This is a genomic window from Trichlorobacter thiogenes (genome assembly GCF_900167465.1).
Classification (GTDB): domain Bacteria; phylum Desulfobacterota; class Desulfuromonadia; order Geobacterales; family Pseudopelobacteraceae; genus Trichlorobacter; species Trichlorobacter thiogenes.
The window spans coordinates 250,558-267,121 of the sequence record NZ_FUWR01000001.1 but is presented as its reverse complement, the minus strand read 5'-3'; the positions used below and the strand labels follow the sequence as shown (position 1 = coordinate 267,121).

The following is a 16,564-nucleotide window of genomic DNA, read 5'->3' as shown; positions in this document are numbered from 1 at the left end:
GGCCTGATCACCGCATGCTGTCAATTCCCCTGGGAAAAGCAGTTGTTCTGCGTGCCAAAGCACTTAGCTTTGTTTGTTACTGGGTAATAGGTAGCAGTAATGTGACCGTGGTCCCCTGGCCAGGTGGTGAGGAAAACAACAGACTGCCGCCATGTTCCTTGACGATCCCGGTCGAGACCGACAGCCCCAGACCGGTGCCACCGCTCTCCCGCTTGGTGGTGAAGAACGGGTCAGTCAGGCGGTCCAGATGCTCGGGCGCAATGCCACAACCTTCGTCCCGGACTAAAACTCCTACACTATTGGTTGCATGATCGATAAAGGTGCGCAGGAAAACACCACGATTCTGGTCGGTTAATGCCTGGCAGGCGTTCAGCAGCAGGTTGACCAGTACCTGTTCAATCCGCTGGCTGTTGCCCTGTATCATCGGCAGCGGTTCGGTGTACTCAGCCTCAAACCGGTTGGTTGCCGTGCGTAAAGAGCGATCCACCAGCCGCACCGCAGCCTGGGTCACCTGATTCAGTTCCAGCGGCTCCATCAGGGCAGCATCATCCTGACGGGCAAAGTCCTTCAGGTCCTCCACAATCCGCTTGATCCGTCGTGCTCCGTCCTGCATCTCATCCAGCATCAGGGGTAGCTCGTCCTTGACACGGTTAAACGACAGGCCGCCCAGTTCAATCTGGTTCTGCTGCTGCTCAAGGGCCGCCAGGGCATCATTACAGACATCCTTCAGAATAGGCATATTAAGTAAAATCAGTCCGTTGGGATTGTTGATCTCATGGGCCACCCCGGAGACCAGTACCCCCAGGGCTGCCATTTTGTCGGCCTGCACCAACTGCTGCTGGTTGCGCCGCAGTTCCTGCTCGGCAGCGGTCCGTTCAGCAATCTCATGGGTCAGGTCAGCGGTGCGCAGAGCAACCTGTTTATGCAAAGAGCGGGACCAGAACGCCATTCCCCCCAGTACCAGCACCAGCGGCGTAAGCACCAGAGCGGCCAGCTTGATCACCTTGCCCAGTGCAAGCCCTTCAGGCTCCAGTACCCCCAGCCATTTGGCATGGATAGCGTCATACTGGCCGGTTTTTTTCAGGATTGCCAGCCCTTCGGTCATCTTGGCTAGCAGTTCAGCATTGTCCTTACGAACCCCGTAGCCGTATTTCTGTGAAGCGATACTGCGGGCCACCGGCACCAGATTGGTTAGTTTGTATTCGCGGATGATATACATACCCGGCACGATGGCAACCACGGCGTAGTCGCATTGCCCTGAAGCCAGCAGCCGCAACGCATCGGCCGGGGTGGGGGTGGGTACCAGATCCGGGCCGTAGCCCTGGCGGAGCAGTTGCTCATGCATGATCCCGTCGCGGTGCAGGGTGACTTTTTTGCCCTTCAACTCGGTCAGTGAGCTGACAACAGGTGACTCCTTGCGGGCAAAGATGGCGTGGTTGACAACGGTGTGGGGCGGGGTGAAGTCAATCTGGGTGGCCCGCTGTTCAGACCAGGAAATCCCCTGCAACAGGTCGATCCTGCCTTCCTTCAGATCCCGCAACTGCTCAGACCAGCCCCCCAGCCGGAACTCTACCTGCAGGCCCATTACCTCGGCGATGGCCTTGGTCAGCTCTACATTGTAACCGGTGGGTTTTCCGCTTGAATCAAGGAATTCATAGGGGGGATAGTCCCGATCGCCGCCCACGATGATGGTCTTGGCAAGGGCGCTGACCTGAAAACAGAGACTCAGGAACAGGAATATGATTGGTATGCGTAATCGTTGCATGGGACCAAGTGTAGCTGATAGCTGAAAAAATACAACCTGATCACCAGGTTGGTTGGTAGTTGGGTGAGCCTGCTTGCCAACCAGATCCGCATCTGCTAGACTTGGTTTAGCAAGGAGGGCGATTTATGCAAAACGTAAACATGTTTGAAGCAAAGACCAATCTTTCACGATTGGTTGAAGCGATTGAAAGCGGTCGTGAACAAGAGGTTGTGATTGCCCGTAATGGCAGACCTGTTGCCCGTCTGGCGCCACTTGCTGAAAAACCGGTGGGTCAACGGCTGGGAATTGCCAAGGGAAAATTCGTACTGCCTGACAGCTTTGACGCTGATAATGAGGCTATTGCCAGGCTGTTCGCGGGGCAGGCAGTATGAGACTATTGCTGGATACCCATATTGCACTCTGGGCCATTAGTGATGATCCCCGACTATCCGGTGCAGCCAGGGCATTGATCACCGCGCCAGAGAATGAGATCTTTGTCAGTGCAGCCTCCATCTGGGAAATATCGATCAAGTACAGTCTTGGCCGTACCAACATGCCGGTTTCCAGTGCTGAAGCGCTTGGCTGGTTTCGTGAATCAGGTTATCGCCTGTTGGCCATCAGTCCTGAACACGCTGTTGCTGTTGAGGCTTTGGCACCCCTGCATGCTGATCCGTTTGACCGGATGCTGGTTGCACAGGCACTGCATGAACCGCTCAGGCTTGTAACCCATGATGCGCAGGTGGCCAGATACAGTGATACGATTATAGCGGTATAATTCCGATTTCAACTCAAGGCGCTCTCTGCGTTGGCTCGTCTTCGGCTCCTCAACGTACTGCCTGTACGCCTTCGTCGCCTCAATCCTCGCCGCCTTGATATCACTCTTGATTTGGAATCGGAATAGCAGATTCTACTTGCTTGTTCGCTGTCCCCGGCGGCCGGTCTTGGGGGCAGGACGCTCCGGCACCACCTTTTTCCGCTTGGGGGTTGCAGCTTTAACCTCTGTCTTCTTTGGCTTGGCCTGCTCTTTAGCCAGCTTGCCTTCCTTTGCCTTCACCGTCCGTCTAACCGCATACTGAGGAAATTCTGCCAGACTTTGGCGCGGAATGCTCTGCTTGACCAGCTTTTCAATGGCAGCCAACAGAATCTGTTCTTCCTGGCTGACCAGCGAAATGGCGATCCCCTCTTCTCCGGCCCGTCCGGTGCGGCCAATCCGATGCACATAATCTTCAGGCACCTGGGGCAGATCGTAGTTTACCACATGGGGTAGGCGCTCGATATCCAGGCCGCGGGCTGCCACATCGGTTGCCACCAGTACCCGGAAGGTGCCCTGTTTGAATTCAGCCAGGGTGCGGGTGCGGATCGACTGACTTTTATTACTGTGGATAGCAGCCGCCTTGATCCCGTCAAAGAGCAGTTCTTCAGTCAGTTTATCTGCGCCATAGCGGGTGCGGGTAAAGACCAGTACCTGATTCCAGCCGTTTTTGCGGATCAAAAAAGACAGCATCTCCCGTTTGCGGCTGCGCTCCACCTGATAGATCGCCTGGGTCACGGCCTCGGCGGTCAGGGTGCGGCGGGCCACCTCAATCCGTTTGGGCTGCTCCAGTAGCTGATCAGCCAACTGCTTGATATTTTGGGAGTAGGTGGCTGAGAACAACAGGGCCTGATGCTTGGCAGGCAGATACTCTGCAACCTTTTTGATGTCATCGATAAAACCCAGATCCAGCATCCGGTCTGCCTCATCCAACACCAGAAACTTGATCCGAGAAAGATCAATAGTGCCCCGCTCGGCATGATCCAGCAGCCGTCCCGGCGTTGCCACTACAATATCCACGCCGCGGTGCAGCCGTTCAATCTGGGCCTGGATGGTTACGCCGCCGTAGATCATGGTGGAGCGCAGCGACAGGCGACGGGCATAGCGGTTCATCTCGTCGCTGACCTGGGCAGCCAGTTCACGGGTGGGTACCAGCACCAGGGCTCGGGGCTTGCGGCGTTTTTCTGCAGGGGTGGTTTCAGCCAGCATCTGGACGATCGGCAGGGCAAAGGCAGCGGTCTTGCCGGTGCCGGTCTGGGCTCCGGCAAGCAGGTCGCCCCCTTCAAATATCACGGGAATAGCCTCGGCCTGAATCGGGGTGGGGTTGGTATAGCCCAGGCTGGCAATGGCGCTCAGCAGTTCAGGGCGCAGGCCAAGGGAATCAAAGGAGATATCAGTGTTTTTCACAGGTTGTCGCTTTCTGGCGAAGATAGAGTTCTTCGACCTTGGCTCTGGCCCAGGGGGTGCGGCGCAGAAAGGTAAGGCTGGATTTGATGTTAGGATCATAGGTAAAGCAGCGAATATCAACGGCATTGCCCATTGCAGCCCAGCCGATCTGGCTGACCAGCTCCTTTAAAATTGTTTCAAGGGTGACGCCGTGTAAAGGATCTACTGCTTTCATCGCAACGCCTCCAGCTCTTCCCAGCGGGCATAGGCAGCTAGCAGTTCGGCATCAATGGCTTCAAGCCGGGCATTCAAGGTCACCGCCTCGGCCCCGCGATTTTTATAAAAATCAGGATCAGCCAGGGTGCTGTGGATCTGCTCCTGCTCTGCCTCAAGGGTGGTGATCCGCTCCGGCAGCGCCTCAAGCTCTCGCTCTTCCTTGAAGGAGAGCTTGCGAGGCCGCTCTTTCTGCGGTTTGCCCTTTTCCTGAGCCGGTTTTGCTGCAGCCGGAGGGGCAGCCTCAAGCTGTTGCTCCCGCAGCCAGTCATCATAGCCACCGACGGTCTCCTTGACAGTGCCGTCGCTGTTGATCGCCAGGGTGGAGCTGACCACGTTATTCAGGAATTCCCGGTCGTGGCTGACCAGCAGCAGGGTGCCGGAGTATTCCATCAACAGGTCTTCCAGCAGCTCAAGGGTCTCGGCATCCAGGTCGTTGGTCGGCTCATCCAGCACCAGCACGTTGCCCGGCTTGGTGAACAGCTTGGCCAGCAGCAGTCGGTTGCGCTCACCGCCGGAGAGGATTGAGACCGGCGAACGGGCACGCTCCGGTGAGAACAGGAAATCCTGCAGGTAGCCGATAATATGGCGTGATTTTCCGCCGATGATCAGGGTGTCATTCCCTTCCCCCACGTTTTCAGCCACGCTTTTCTGGGGATCAAGCTGGTCCCGCATCTGATCCATGTAGAGCACTTCCAGCCGGGTGCCCTGGCGGATGACCCCGGACTGGGGCTCCAGCTCACCCAGTAACAGCCGCAGCAGGGTGGTCTTGCCGGAACCGTTGGGCCCGATGATCCCCAGCTTGTCACCCCGCATGATGGTGGTGGAGAGATCGCGGATCACGGTGCGGTCGCCATAGCTGAAACCGACCTGCTCTGCCTCAATCACCAGCCGACCGGAGCGATCTGCCTCCTGCAGCCGGATGGTTGCGGTACCCTGGCGGGTGCGCCGCTGGCGGTATTCCTCCCGCAGTGCTTTCAATGCCCGCACCCTGCCTTCGTTGCGGGTGCGGCGAGCCTTGATCCCCTGACGAACCCACGCCTCTTCCTGGGCTAGTTTCTTGTCAAACAGGGCCAGGCGGGTGATCTCTGCCTCCAGCAGCGCCTCGCGACGCTCCACAAACTGATCATACCCGCAGGAAAAGGCATAGATTCTGCCCCGATCCAGCTCGGCAATTCTATTCGCCAGTCGCCGGGCAAAGGCCCGGTCGTGGGTAACAAAGATGCAGGTGGTGATGTTTCTGGCCAGAAACTCCTCCAGCCAGAGGATGGTTTCAATATCCAGGTGGTTGGTCGGCTCGTCCAGCAGCAGGATATCCGGCGCAGCCACCAGTGCCCGGGCCAGCAGCACCCGTCGTTTGGTGCCGCCGGAGAGGCTTGAAAACTCAGCTTCCGGCTCCAGATGCAGCCGGTTCAGCACCCGCTCCACCTGCTGCTCATGCTCCCATTGCTCAGCGCCGATGGCCGCATGGGGATGCTGCGCCACCACCTCAAAGACCGTACCAGCCACCCCCTGGGGGATCTCCTGGGAGACCAGCGCAACCCGTAGCCCCTGGCTGCGAATGACTTCGCCCCCTTCAGGCGGGATCTCTCCGCTGATCAGTTTCATCAGGGTGGATTTGCCGGTACCGTTTCTGCCCATCAGGCAGAGCCGGTCCCCCGGTTCTATCTGCAGGTTGATACCATCAAAAAGCGGAGGGCCGCCAAAGGCCAGGGATATGTCGCGCAGGGTAATCAGGGCCATAGTTTGTTTTCCATCATTTGATTATTCGTAGTAGAGAGATTTTTTAACACTGATTCTGTCCAGCTTCCATTAAAATGCACCACAACCCGAAATTCAGGACCGCTTGTTATATCTGAAGTATTGGGCTATATTTCAACAAAGTAAAAGGAGGTTATCTGACATGCAAGCCCAACGAATTGTAACGCAGACAGATTCGACTGGTCATCTTACCGGCCTGCCGCTGCTGCCGCCCGGCAAATCCGTTGAAGTAATCATGCTGCTCCTTGACACCCCATTGCCAGCGAAGAAGAACAAAGTGCCTGCGCATCTTCGCGGAAAACTGCGCGAGATTGGCGATGTCATGTCGTCTGCTCCAGCCCAGGACTGGAACATTGCCTGATGCTGTTGCTTGACACGCATATCCTGCTTTGGTGGATCAATGGCACTGCTGGAAAGCTGCCTTCACCTTTGGTTGCAACTATCGAAGAAGCAGAGTCACTGGCTGTTTCTGCAATTTCATGTTTTGAAATAGAATGGCTTGTCAGACATGGCAGAATTGAACTGGAGATCAGTCTGGATGAGTGGTTTTCAGGTGTGTTTTCTGAAGCTGGTGTCAACTGCCTGCCAATTACCGCTGAAATAGCCCGGCTTGCTGCTTCTCTGCCGGAACATCATAAAGATCCCCAGGATCGTCTGATTATCGCAACATCAATCACTCATCATCTTCCTGTTATCAGTGCAGATAAACAGTTTCTGCTTTATGACGAAATAAGCCGTCTGCTTATTGCACCGTAATCACCCATGGACTACCGTCGTATCGCCAAAGAGCTGCTGAATGAACATCCCCAGACCATTGCGGTAGCCTTGTCCCGCCTGCCTGCCGAACATGCCGGAGAGATCCTGAAACTGCTGCCCGGTTTTATCCAGGCTGATCTGGTGAACCGGATTGTCCAGACCGATCAACTGCCAACTGTCGTGATTGAGGAGATCGACCGGCTGTTGGACCGCCTGATACGTTAGTTTTGCGGTTGCCATCCATTGCTGTCCCGTGCTACCAACGCAACTTCAATCCAATCTGAAGGGATCACCCCATGCTCGCAAATATCGGTGTTGATATCTATAAAACCTGGAGTGAGGACCAACGCCGCGCTGAAATAGGCAAGCTGGTTGAAGGCCATCGTGCCGGGCTTTCTCTTGAGATCATGTTTCAGATGGCATCTGCCATTGCCGGCAGTCCGGACAGTGCCCGTGATCACCTGGCCGCTCTGATCCCGGCGGAAGAGCGGCACAAGATGGTGACGCGACTGAAAGGGACTGATCAGGCGGTAGCCGCATCGTTTTTGATGTAAAACAGTTCACCGCAGAGGACGCGGAGTAACACAGAGGATTATTTAAATAAACAGTAAATAGCCTGTCGTTTATAATTATATCTGCGTTTCAGCTTTCCTCTGCGAACCTCTGTGCTCTCTGCGGTAAATATAAGTTTTGTTTGTTACTCTTCCGGTTTCCGCATCTTCCTGCGCTGTGCCGCCATCCGCTTTTCCGCAACCCGTTGCAGTTTCTGCCCCTTGGGTACTTTGGTTGCCAAGCGTTTCTTTTCCACCCGGTTACGCTTTTCCAGCGCCAGCCGTAGCCGCTCCATAGCTACTTCACGGTTACGCAGCTGGGAGCGGTTCTCGGCTGCATGCACCACAATCCCGGTCGGCAGGTGCCTGATCCGCACGGCTGAATCGGTGGTGTTGCGGTGTTGCCCGCCTGGCCCGGAGGCACGGTAGAACTCCACCCTGATATCTGCTTCGTTAATCTCAATCATCTTGTTTGAAAATACTCAAGACCCAGTTCACCAGTGCCAATACCAGACTGAAGGCCAGGGCCCAGAGAAAGCCTTGTACCTGAAAGCCGGGCACCAGTTTGGCGGTCAGCATGATCAACAGGGCATTCAGTGCCAAGCTGAACAACCCCAGGGTCATAATAGTCAGCGGCAGGGTTAATAGTTTCAAGACCGGTTTGATAACCGCATTGATCAGCCCCAGAGCCACTGCCGTCAGTAGAGCCGCTTTGATACCGGACAGATGCACACCTGGTAACAGGTAGGCGGTGATGATAATGGCCAGACCGGATAACAGCCAGTTGATCAGAAAGCTCATGGTCTCTTCTCCTTCAGGTTAAATCGTTTTGCCGATCCGTACTACCCGCTGGGCCAGTGCCAGACAGGCCGGTCGATGGGTCGCCACCAGCACAGTGGTGCCCTGCAAGCGATCTGTCAGATGTTGTACCACAGACTGCTCAAGAGCGCCATCCAGCCCTTCGGTTGGCTCATCCAGCAGCAGGATCGGCGCATTCGTTACCAGAGCGCGGGCCAGGGCGATCCGCCGCGCCTCGCCACCGGACACGGCGCTGCCGGTTTCACCCACCGGGGTGTCCAGCCTCTGGGGCAGGTCGGCGATCCACTGTTCAAGGCCACTGTCAGACAGGACAGCAGTCAGTTGCTCATCCGTAATCTCACGTCCCAGCAGGATGTTTTCCCGGATCGTGCTGTTAAACAGGTGCGGTTGCTGCGGCACTGCGGCAACCAGCCCGGCAAGCTGATCCGGTGCAATGTCACGCAGTTCACAACCACCAATACTGATGTTGCCTTGATAGGGGCGGAAACGGAGCAGAAGTTCAATCAGGGTGGATTTACCGCTACCACTGGGGCCCACCACCGCCACCCGTTCACCTGGATTGATGGCCAGCGAGAACTGCTCCAGCACTGCCTGCCCACCACCATAGCTGCAACTGACCTGATCCAGCACAATCCTGCATGACTCCGGTGTTCGGGGCTGCAGCGGTTCTAGCAGCGGCACCTGTGCATCAGCCAGCTCCCGAATCCGACGGATCGCCTCACTGGTGGCAGGGATCAGTTGCAGTGAATGGGCCAGTGGGCCAACCGCCTCAAAGGAGGCAGCGCTGAACAGCAGCAGCATCACCAGATTCGGGCCTGTCAGCTGCCCCCCCTGTACCAGCGGGATACAGACCAGGGCCAGGCCAGCCATGGCCAAAGCACCACAGGTGGTGACACCGGCCAGGGTTAGGCTGCTGATCTGCCCCAGCCGGACCTGTTGCTGCACCAGACCGCTGGACAGCGTCTCAACCGTCTGGGCCTGTTTATCGGTTGCCCCCAGCAGCAGCAGTTCTTCTGCCCCCTGCAGCCCTTCCGTTATCGTGGTGCGCAGCGCCCCGGCCAGTTCTGTTGAGCGTTTGCCCGGCTGTGCAGCCAGATGACGTGCCAGCAGCGGCAGTAGCAGTCCGGCCAGCAGTAGTAGTGTCACCAACACCAGGGCTGCTGAACCGCTCCAGGCAAACACAAACAGCCCAGCCAAAAGGATGGTTAAACCGCCGGTGAAAATCGGCGCAATAATCCGCAGGTAGAGGTTTTCCAGGCTGTCAACATCGGCCCGCAGCCGACCGGCCAGATCACCGCCAGCGTAGCTTTCAAGCCCGGCCGGTGCCAGTGGAATCAGACGCTTAAACAGCCAGACCCGTAACGAAGCCAGGATATGGAAGGCTGCCTCATGGGTCACCAGCCGCTCGCCATAGCGACCCAGAGCCCGCAGAATGGCCAGGGCACGGATGGAGGCTGAGGCAAAGAAGTAGTTAAAGGAGGCCTGGGTAACCCCGGCCACAGCCATGGAGGCGATGAACCAGCCGGAGATCGCCATCAGGGCGGCATTGGCAGCGATGACCGCCACACCTAGCCCGATGCCGCCAGCCATCCAGCGCCAGTGTTGTCTGGCAGGCCTCAGCATCCGTAGCAGTTCTCTCATGCTGTCACCTCCAGATACTCCTGGGAGGTGGTGACCTGCTCCAGCCTGCCTGCTGCCAGCACCACAACCTGTTGACAGCGGCTGATGGTGGCCTCGCGGTGGCTGATGATCAGCATTGTCCGTCCAGCAGCTAGCCGCTCCATGGCATCCAGCACCAGCTGTTCGTTGTCTGCATCCAGCCCGGCTGTCGGCTCATCCAGCACTACCAGGCCGGCATCCCGCAGAAAGACCCGTGCCAGGGCCAGACGTCGCAGTTCACCACCGGACAGTCCAGCCCCGCGATCACCCAAGCGGGTTGCCAGCCCTTCCGGCAGTGCGTTGATCACTCCCGTCAGGCTTGCAGCTGCCAGGGCCTGCTGGATCGCCTGATCATCGGCATCGGGCCTGCCCAGCAGCAGGTTTTCCCGGATAGTGGCACTGAAGAAGAACGGCTGTTGCGGCACCCAGGCCAGTTGTGAACGCCAGGCAGCCTGATCCAGCTGTGCAAGGTCAATGTTATTGACGGTGATCTGCCCGGATTCCGGCTGGGCCAGCCCCAGCAGTAGTCGGGCCAGGGTGGATTTACCACTGCCGCTGGCACCCACCAGGGCGACCATGCTGCCTGCCGGGATGGTCAGCGAGATATCCTGTACCCCGCCACGATCACCCCCGTAACGGAAGCTGACTGATGTGCAAACAACCTCAATGGACTCACCGCAGAGGACGAGGAGGTTCGCAGAGGAATGAAGAGGTGAATAAGTATCGGTATTGATTTCTTCCTCTGTGTTCCTCTGTGACCTCTGTGGCAAAAGATCTTTTTGTTGCAGCAACGGAATAATCCGTTCAGCCGCAGCCATACCGTTCATCCGGCTGTGGTAGGCCAGCCCCAGGTTGCGTAGCGGTAGGTAGTATTCCGGTGCCAACAACAGTACAAACAAGCCATCCAGCAGGGACAGGTTTCCAGCCAGCAGACGGAAACCGATGATCACCGCCACCACTGCCGTGCCCACGGTTGAGAAGAATTCCAGGGTAAAGGCCGACAGAAAGGCCACCCGCAACACCGCCATGGTGCCGACCCGATACTGGTCCGAAACCTGCGCAACCAGCTCTGCCTCCCGTTTGGCAGCGCCAAATATCTTCAGGTCGGGCAACCCCTGCACCAGATCCAGCAGATGAGCTGCCATGCGGGAAAGCCGGGCAAACTGGCGGCGGTTGAGGGTTTCGGTCCCCTTGCCGATCAGCACCATCAAGAGCGGGATAAACGGTGCCGAGAAGATCAGCACCAGTGAGGAGCGCCATTCTGACGGCAGCACCACTAGCAGCACTGCCAGTGGTAACAGACCGGCCAGCACCATCTGGGGCAGGAAACGGGCAATGTAGGCCTCAAGACCTTCCACTCCGGCAGTCACCACCTCGGTCAACGGCCCCACTTCGCCAGCCATACCGGTCGGACGCAGCAGTAGCAGCCGCTGGTACAGGGCAGTGCGGACCTGCTGTCTGACCTGTGCTGCTGCCTTGATCGCTGCATGTTCGCTCAGATAGGCGGCCAAGCCCCGCAGCAGGGCGATCAGACCCAGCCATGCCAGCAACGGCAGCAACGGAGCCAGGCCAAACCCCTCAATTACAGCACGCTGGCAGACAGTGGCCAGCAACCGGGCCTGCAGGATAATCAGCAGACCACCGATAAAGGCGGCCAGGATCGCGGTCAGCATACTGCCTTTGACACTGCGGGCCTGTTGCCGTAGCCAGGCTTCGGGGGTGGTGTGGCTTGGTATGGTGTCCTGTTTTTCAGTCAACGTTTATCCCTTCACGCAGACCAGATACTTCAGGTAGCGTCCCTCAGGCAGGGTAACCGGGTAGGGGAAATCAGCCGGTTGTCCCTTTTGCTCAATCACCCGTAGTTCTGACTTTGCTTGCAGGGCACCCCGGCGCAGCTCTTTCAGGTAGTCAGCCAGATCAGTCTTCTGGTGGTTGGAAGAACAGATCAGCAGGCCGCCATCGACCAGTAGTGGCAGGCAGGCTGCCACCAGATCACTGGTGCCGCCACGGGTGGTAAAGCGCCCCTTAGCCGTGGTGGAGAAGGAGGGCGGGTCCATCATGATGATATCAAACTGTTCCTTGCTGCTTGCCAGTTCCGCAAGTCTGGCCATGCAGTCACCCACCAGAAAACGGTGTTTCTTGTGATTAAGGCGGTTAGCACTGAAATTGGCCCGGTTCCAGTCTGTATAACCGGGAGAGACGTCCACCGAGGTGACCTGGGTTGCCCCGCTTGCTGCAGCAGCCACGGAAAAGGCGCCGGTGTAGGCAAACAGGTTCAGGAAGCGTTTGCCAGCCATGCGGGGCATCAGACCGCGACGGTTTTCCCGTTGGTCCAGAAACAGTCCGGTGTTCAGTCCTTCTTCCAGTGAGACCAGAAAGGTCAGACCGTTTTCCTGTACCTCCAGCCGTTGCGGTGCTGCGCTGCCTGCCAGCAATCTGCCGTACTTCTTGCTGTCACTGACCGCCTCAAGCTCACGGGTGTTATGGGGACGTGCTTTTTCATAGATTCCGAGCGGTTGCAGCAGCTCTTGCAATACACTGGTCACCAGTTTCAGGTGGGGACGCCAGCCTTCGCAGTAGAGCTGGATCATCAGATACTCCCCGTAGCGGTCCACGGTCAGGCCGGGCAGGCCATCACCTTCGGCATTCACCAGACGGTAGGCGGTGGTGTTGCTCAGGTCAGCATGTCTTTCCCGTAGGCTGATGGTGGACTGCAGCCTCTTTTTGATCCAGCCACGGTCAAACTGCATCGCTTGATGGCTCAGCACCCGTGCCACGATCCGGTCAGCTGGGTCCAGCAGGGCAATGGCCATAGGTTTGCCCCGTTCATCAGTCAGCTGTACCAGATCACCAGTTTTACCCTTGGGCCAACGCTTGGTGAAATTGTCTGCAATGATCCAGGGGTGGCCCAGTTCCAGCATCCTGACCGTATCTTGTCCTACTATCCGCTGTTCCATCTGCTGCTCCAAACACAAAAGGAACCACCGAGGCAGTCCCTTTTGCACAGATTGATTATTAAGTCATTACGGTCATCCGATTACGATCCTGGCAAAGCGGCGTTTGCCGATCTGGACGATGTACTCGCCGCTGGCGGTCAGCTCCAGATTGGTGTTGCTGACCTTCTCACCATTCAGCTTGACTCCGCCCTGATCAATGGAGCGGCGGGCTTCGCCATTGGACTTGGTCAGGCCGGCCTCAGTCAAGGCCTTGGCCAGCAGCAGCGGGCAATCTGCCATGCCATAGCTGACCTGGGGCATCTCATCCGGGATCTCGTTTTCCTTAAACCGTTTGACAAAGTTTTCTTCAGCAGCATCACCGGTACCAGCCCCGTGGAAGCGGGTCACGATCTCCCGGCCAAGCGCCTTTTTGGCTGCCATCGGGTGTAGGGAACCATCAGCCAGATTAACCTTCAGTTGCTCGATTTCGGCAATGCTCTTGTCAGAGAGCAGTTCATAGTAACGCAGCATCAGTTCATCAGAGATGGACATGACCTTGCCGAAGATCTCATCGGGTGCCTCGCTGATGCCAATGTAGTTGCCCAATGATTTTGACATCTTGTTGACGCCATCCAGGCCTTCTAGCAGCGGCATGGTCAAGACACACTGGGGTGTCTGCCCCCACTCACGCTGCAACTCACGCCCCATCAGCAGGTTGAACTTCTGGTCCGTACCGCCCAGCTCCAGATCCGCCTTCATTGCCACTGAGTCATAGCCCTGGATCAGGGGGTACAGAAATTCATGGATCGCAATCGGCTGCTGGGTGGTGTAGCGCTTGTGGAAATCGTCCCGCTCTAGCATCCGGGCCACGGTGTACTTGGAGGCCAGGCCGATCATGCCGCCGCAGCCCAGTTCGTTCAGCCAGGAGGAGTTGAAAACCACCTTGGTCTTTTCCGGGTCAAGGATCTTGAAGACCTGCTCTTTGTAAGTTTCGGCATTGCGCAGAACATCTTCGCGGGTCAGCACCTTGCGGGTCTCGGACTTGCCGGTTGGGTCGCCGATCATACCGGTGAAGTCGCCGATCAGGAAGTGGACATCATGGCCTAACTGCTGAAACTGACGCAGTTTCTGGATTAGTACCGTATGACCCAGGTGCAGGTCAGGCGCAGTGGGGTCAAAACCGGCCTTGATGATCAACGGGCGGCCAGTGGCCAGTTTGTCTTCCAGTTCCTTCTGGATCAGCAGTTCAACACAGCCGCGCTTGATAACGGCGATCTGTTCGGCAGCGGGGATACTCATGGTAATACTCCGTGAAAGGCATGAAAAGCCATGATAATAGACCGCGGATGACGCTGATTGAGCGGATTGCCACGGATAAAAAACTTAACGCAGGGATGCAGAGATGCAAAGACGCAGAGAACTAACTAGCTGATCTTGCCTGAAAATATAATCTCTGCGCCTCGTATCTCTCTCATTTTTCTCTGCGTTAAAAGCTTGTTTTAGCTGTTCAACAAGCTGCATTAATTCGTTCAATACTGACGGCCTTGCCGGTCTTTGTGTCTACCCCGATCACCACGGCGTTGATCCGCAGATCCTTTTTGGGGATATCAAACTTGACCGACTGCTGGGTCAGAAAGCGCTGGATCGCCTGCCCTTTATCTACCCCGATGACCGAATCAAAGGAGCCGGTCATTCCCACATCGGTGATGTAGGCGGTGCCGCCCGGCAGAATCCGTTCATCGGCGGTCTGGACATGGGTGTGGGTACCCACTACGGCAGAGACCCGGCCATCCAGATACCAGCCCAGAGATGCCTTTTCTGAAGTGGTCTCGGCATGAAAGTCCAGCAGGATGATGGATGTTTTCTTTCGTAGCTGTTCCAGCTCTGCATCGGCGCAACGGAAGGGACAGTCCAGGTTTTTCATATAAACCCGACCTTCCAGATTCAGTACCCCAACCTTGATACCGGCAGGAGTTTCTACCACTGTTGAGCCACGGCCCGGTGTGCCAGGGGGGTAGTTGAGCGGCCGGATGATCCGCTCTTCCCGATCCAGAAAACCGGAGTTGTCCTTCTTGTCCCAGATATGGTTGCCGCTGGTCAGCAGGTGGACCCCGTGACGATACAGCTCTGCAGCGGTGTCAGGGGTGATGCCGAAACCACCGGCAGCGTTCTCGCCATTGGCTATAATCAGATCAATGGCATGACGGTCCACCAGCCGGTGTAATTCCCGGCTGATGGCCGTCCTGCCTGGGCTGCCAACAATATCACCTATAAAAAGAATTCTGACTGACATTTACTTGGCGTACTCGGTGGCACGGGTTTCTCTGATGACGTTGACCTTGATCATGCCGGGATAGGTCATTTCGCTCTCGATCTTTTTGGCAATCTCACGTGCCATCAGAACCGACTGCTCGTCGGAGACTTTGTCGCTGGAGACCATAACCCGGATCTCACGACCGGCCTGGATGGCAAAGGAGCCCTGTACGCCGTCAAACGAGGTGGCGATCCGCTCCAGATCTTCCAACCGCTTGACATAGGATTCCATCATCTCGCGCCGTGCGCCGGGACGTGCGCCGGACAGGGCATCTGCTGCCTGGACCAGTACCGCCAGGATGGTGGATGGTTTTTCATCCTCATGGTGGGCTGCAATGGCGTGGACAATCTTTGGTGATTCACCGTACTTACGGGCCAGGTCAGCACCGATTACGGCATGGGAGCCCTCCACCTCATGGTCAACTGCCTTGCCCAGGTCATGCAACAGACCGGCCCGCTTGGCCTGCTTGACGTTGATCCCCAGCTCGGCTGCCATGATGCCGCACAGGAAGGCAACTTCCAGTGAGTGCTGGTAGACGTTCTGGGTGTAGGAGGTGCGGTACTTGAGGCGACCGATCAGCTTGAGCACTTCGGGGTGAATGCCATGGACACCCAGGTCAAAGGCGGCCTGTTCGCCAGCCTCTTTGATCGCTTTTTCAACCTCTTCCTCTGATTTTAAAACCACTTCTTCGATCCGGCCCGGGTGAATCCGGCCATCGGCCAGCAGCTTTTCCAATGATAAACGGGCAACTTCACGACGTACCGGGTTGAAACCGGACAGGATCACTGCTTCCGGGGTATCGTCAATAATCAGGTCAATCCCGGTGGCTGCCTCCAGGGCACGGATGTTACGGCCTTCACGACCGATGATCCGCCCTTTCATCTCATCGGAGGGCAGCGGCACCACGGAAACACATTTTTCTGAAACATATTCGCCAGCATAGCGTTGAATCGCTGCGGCAATGATTTCTTTTGACTTCTTGTCAGCGGTTTCTTTGGCTTCATCCTCAATCAGCTTGATCCGTTTGGCCGCATCGTGCTTGGCTTCACTTTCCATCGCCTCGATCAAGGAGTTTTTTGCCTCTTCAGAGGTCATACCGGAGATCTGCTCCAGCTTTGCACGCTGCTCGCCAGCTGCCTTGTTCAACTCTTCTTCCTTGGCAGTCAGGGTTTGTTCTTTTGTTGATACAGTCTGTTCTTTTTTGAGCAGATCCATCTCTTTTTGATCAACCAGCACCGCTTTTTTGTCCAGATGTTCTTCTTTCTGCTGTATCCGTTTTTCCTGAACCTGAATTTCTCTCTTTTTTTCCTTCAGTTCGCCTTCTGCTGCTTCTTTTGCCTCAAGGGCCGCATCTTTGGCCTTCAGTTCTGCTTCCTTGGCAATATTATCTGCCTCACGCCGGGCATCCTCAAGCAGCCGGGCAGCAAGCTCTTCAGCCTGTGCCACAAGTCCTTCAGTGCTCTTGCGTCCAAAACGGTTGCCGGCAAAATATGCCGCACCTGCGACCGCAACGATTACCAGTGCCATAACGATACTTGTTATCATACGTCATCC

The 16,564-nt window shown here is 56.7% G+C and carries 17 protein-coding genes and 1 pseudogene; 6 read left to right on the top strand and 12 right to left on the bottom strand.

Annotated elements, in window-relative coordinates:
• Positions 1-76: 76 nt before the first annotated feature.
• Entirely contained in the window at positions 77-1,765 is a 1,689-nt protein-coding gene (locus B5D39_RS01265; RefSeq protein WP_078788568.1) for a transporter substrate-binding domain-containing protein, read from the bottom strand.
• A gap of 125 nt (positions 1,766-1,890) precedes the next feature.
• Here B5D39_RS01265 and B5D39_RS01260 point away from each other — a divergent pair, with 125 nt between their 5' ends.
• Complete coding sequence (locus tag B5D39_RS01260; RefSeq protein ID WP_078788567.1) at positions 1,891-2,136, top strand: type II toxin-antitoxin system Phd/YefM family antitoxin; 246 nt, start codon at positions 1,891-1,893, stop codon at positions 2,134-2,136.
• Positions 2,133-2,519 (top strand): type II toxin-antitoxin system VapC family toxin, encoded by a 387-nt coding sequence (locus B5D39_RS01255; RefSeq protein ID WP_078788566.1) that lies wholly within the window; start codon positions 2,133-2,135, stop codon positions 2,517-2,519. Before B5D39_RS01260 ends, B5D39_RS01255 begins: the two co-directional genes overlap by 4 nt.
• A gap of 132 nt (positions 2,520-2,651) precedes the next feature.
• Here the strand turns inward: B5D39_RS01255 and B5D39_RS01250 are convergent, their stop codons facing one another.
• Genes B5D39_RS01250 through B5D39_RS01240 form a run of 3 tightly spaced genes read right to left on the bottom strand, consistent with a single transcriptional unit; the run spans position 2,652 to position 5,957 of the window.
• Complete coding sequence (locus tag B5D39_RS01250; RefSeq protein WP_244161318.1) at positions 2,652-3,962, bottom strand: DEAD/DEAH box helicase; 1,311 nt, start codon at positions 3,960-3,962, stop codon at positions 2,652-2,654.
• Positions 3,949-4,176, bottom strand: coding sequence for a VF530 family protein (locus B5D39_RS01245; protein WP_078788565.1), 228 nt, complete (start codon positions 4,174-4,176; stop codon positions 3,949-3,951). Before B5D39_RS01245 ends, B5D39_RS01250 begins: the two co-directional genes overlap by 14 nt.
• Positions 4,173-5,957 carry an ATP-binding cassette domain-containing protein gene (locus B5D39_RS01240; RefSeq protein WP_078788564.1) on the bottom strand — a complete coding sequence of 595 codons (1,785 nt, stop codon included), beginning with the start codon at positions 5,955-5,957 and terminating at the stop codon, positions 4,173-4,175. Before B5D39_RS01240 ends, B5D39_RS01245 begins: the two co-directional genes overlap by 4 nt.
• A 160-nt stretch (positions 5,958-6,117) precedes the next feature.
• On the opposite strand from B5D39_RS01240, the gene B5D39_RS01235 reads away from it, so the two are divergent.
• The 4 genes from B5D39_RS01235 to B5D39_RS01220 all read left to right on the top strand — a co-directional run bounded on the left by B5D39_RS01235 (position 6,118) and on the right by B5D39_RS01220 (position 7,285).
• Complete coding sequence (locus B5D39_RS01235) at positions 6,118-6,336, top strand: hypothetical protein (RefSeq protein WP_078788563.1); 219 nt, start codon at positions 6,118-6,120, stop codon at positions 6,334-6,336.
• Positions 6,336-6,731: a type II toxin-antitoxin system VapC family toxin gene (locus B5D39_RS01230; RefSeq protein WP_078788562.1), complete on the top strand. Its 396-nt coding sequence runs from the start codon at positions 6,336-6,338 to the stop codon at positions 6,729-6,731. The genes B5D39_RS01235 and B5D39_RS01230 overlap by 1 nt, the downstream gene beginning before the upstream one ends.
• A gap of 6 nt (positions 6,732-6,737) precedes the next feature.
• Positions 6,738-6,956, top strand: coding sequence for a magnesium and cobalt transport protein CorA (locus tag B5D39_RS01225; protein ID WP_078788561.1), 219 nt, complete (start codon positions 6,738-6,740; stop codon positions 6,954-6,956).
• Positions 6,957-7,027: 71 nt separating this feature from the next.
• Entirely contained in the window at positions 7,028-7,285 is a 258-nt protein-coding gene (locus B5D39_RS01220; RefSeq protein ID WP_078788560.1) for a hypothetical protein, read from the top strand.
• 143 nt (positions 7,286-7,428) lie between these two features.
• On the opposite strand, the pseudogene B5D39_RS01215 reads toward B5D39_RS01220, so the two are convergent.
• The 8 genes and pseudogenes from B5D39_RS01215 to rny all read right to left on the bottom strand — a co-directional run.
• Positions 7,429-7,755, bottom strand: a pseudogene (locus tag B5D39_RS01215) (peptide chain release factor-like protein); the annotation flags it as partial.
• Complete coding sequence (locus B5D39_RS01210) at positions 7,742-8,083, bottom strand: phage holin family protein (protein WP_078788558.1); 342 nt, start codon at positions 8,081-8,083, stop codon at positions 7,742-7,744. The pseudogene B5D39_RS01215 and the gene B5D39_RS01210, both read right to left, overlap by 14 nt.
• Before the next feature lie 18 nt (positions 8,084-8,101).
• Positions 8,102-9,742: a thiol reductant ABC exporter subunit CydC gene (gene cydC, locus B5D39_RS01205; RefSeq protein ID WP_078788557.1), complete on the bottom strand. Its 1,641-nt coding sequence runs from the start codon at positions 9,740-9,742 to the stop codon at positions 8,102-8,104.
• Positions 9,739-11,517, bottom strand: a complete 1,779-nt coding sequence (cydD, locus tag B5D39_RS01200; RefSeq protein ID WP_139366639.1) for a thiol reductant ABC exporter subunit CydD — start codon at positions 11,515-11,517, stop codon at positions 9,739-9,741. Before cydD ends, cydC begins: the two co-directional genes overlap by 4 nt.
• Positions 11,518-11,520: 3 nt before the next feature.
• The gene (locus B5D39_RS01195; protein ID WP_078788556.1) at positions 11,521-12,717 is read right to left on the bottom strand and encodes a class I SAM-dependent rRNA methyltransferase; all 1,197 of its coding nucleotides are present in this window, start codon (positions 12,715-12,717) and stop codon (positions 11,521-11,523) included.
• 72 nt (positions 12,718-12,789) lie between these two features.
• Positions 12,790-13,995, bottom strand: coding sequence for a tyrosine--tRNA ligase (gene tyrS / locus B5D39_RS01190; protein WP_078788555.1), 1,206 nt, complete (start codon positions 13,993-13,995; stop codon positions 12,790-12,792).
• Between the two features lie 208 nt (positions 13,996-14,203).
• The gene (locus tag B5D39_RS01185; protein WP_078788554.1) at positions 14,204-14,989 is read right to left on the bottom strand and encodes a TIGR00282 family metallophosphoesterase; all 786 of its coding nucleotides are present in this window, start codon (positions 14,987-14,989) and stop codon (positions 14,204-14,206) included.
• Positions 14,990-16,555, bottom strand: coding sequence for a ribonuclease Y (gene rny / locus B5D39_RS01180; RefSeq protein ID WP_078788553.1), 1,566 nt, complete (start codon positions 16,553-16,555; stop codon positions 14,990-14,992). It lies immediately after the preceding gene.
• Positions 16,556-16,564 lie beyond the last annotated feature (9 nt).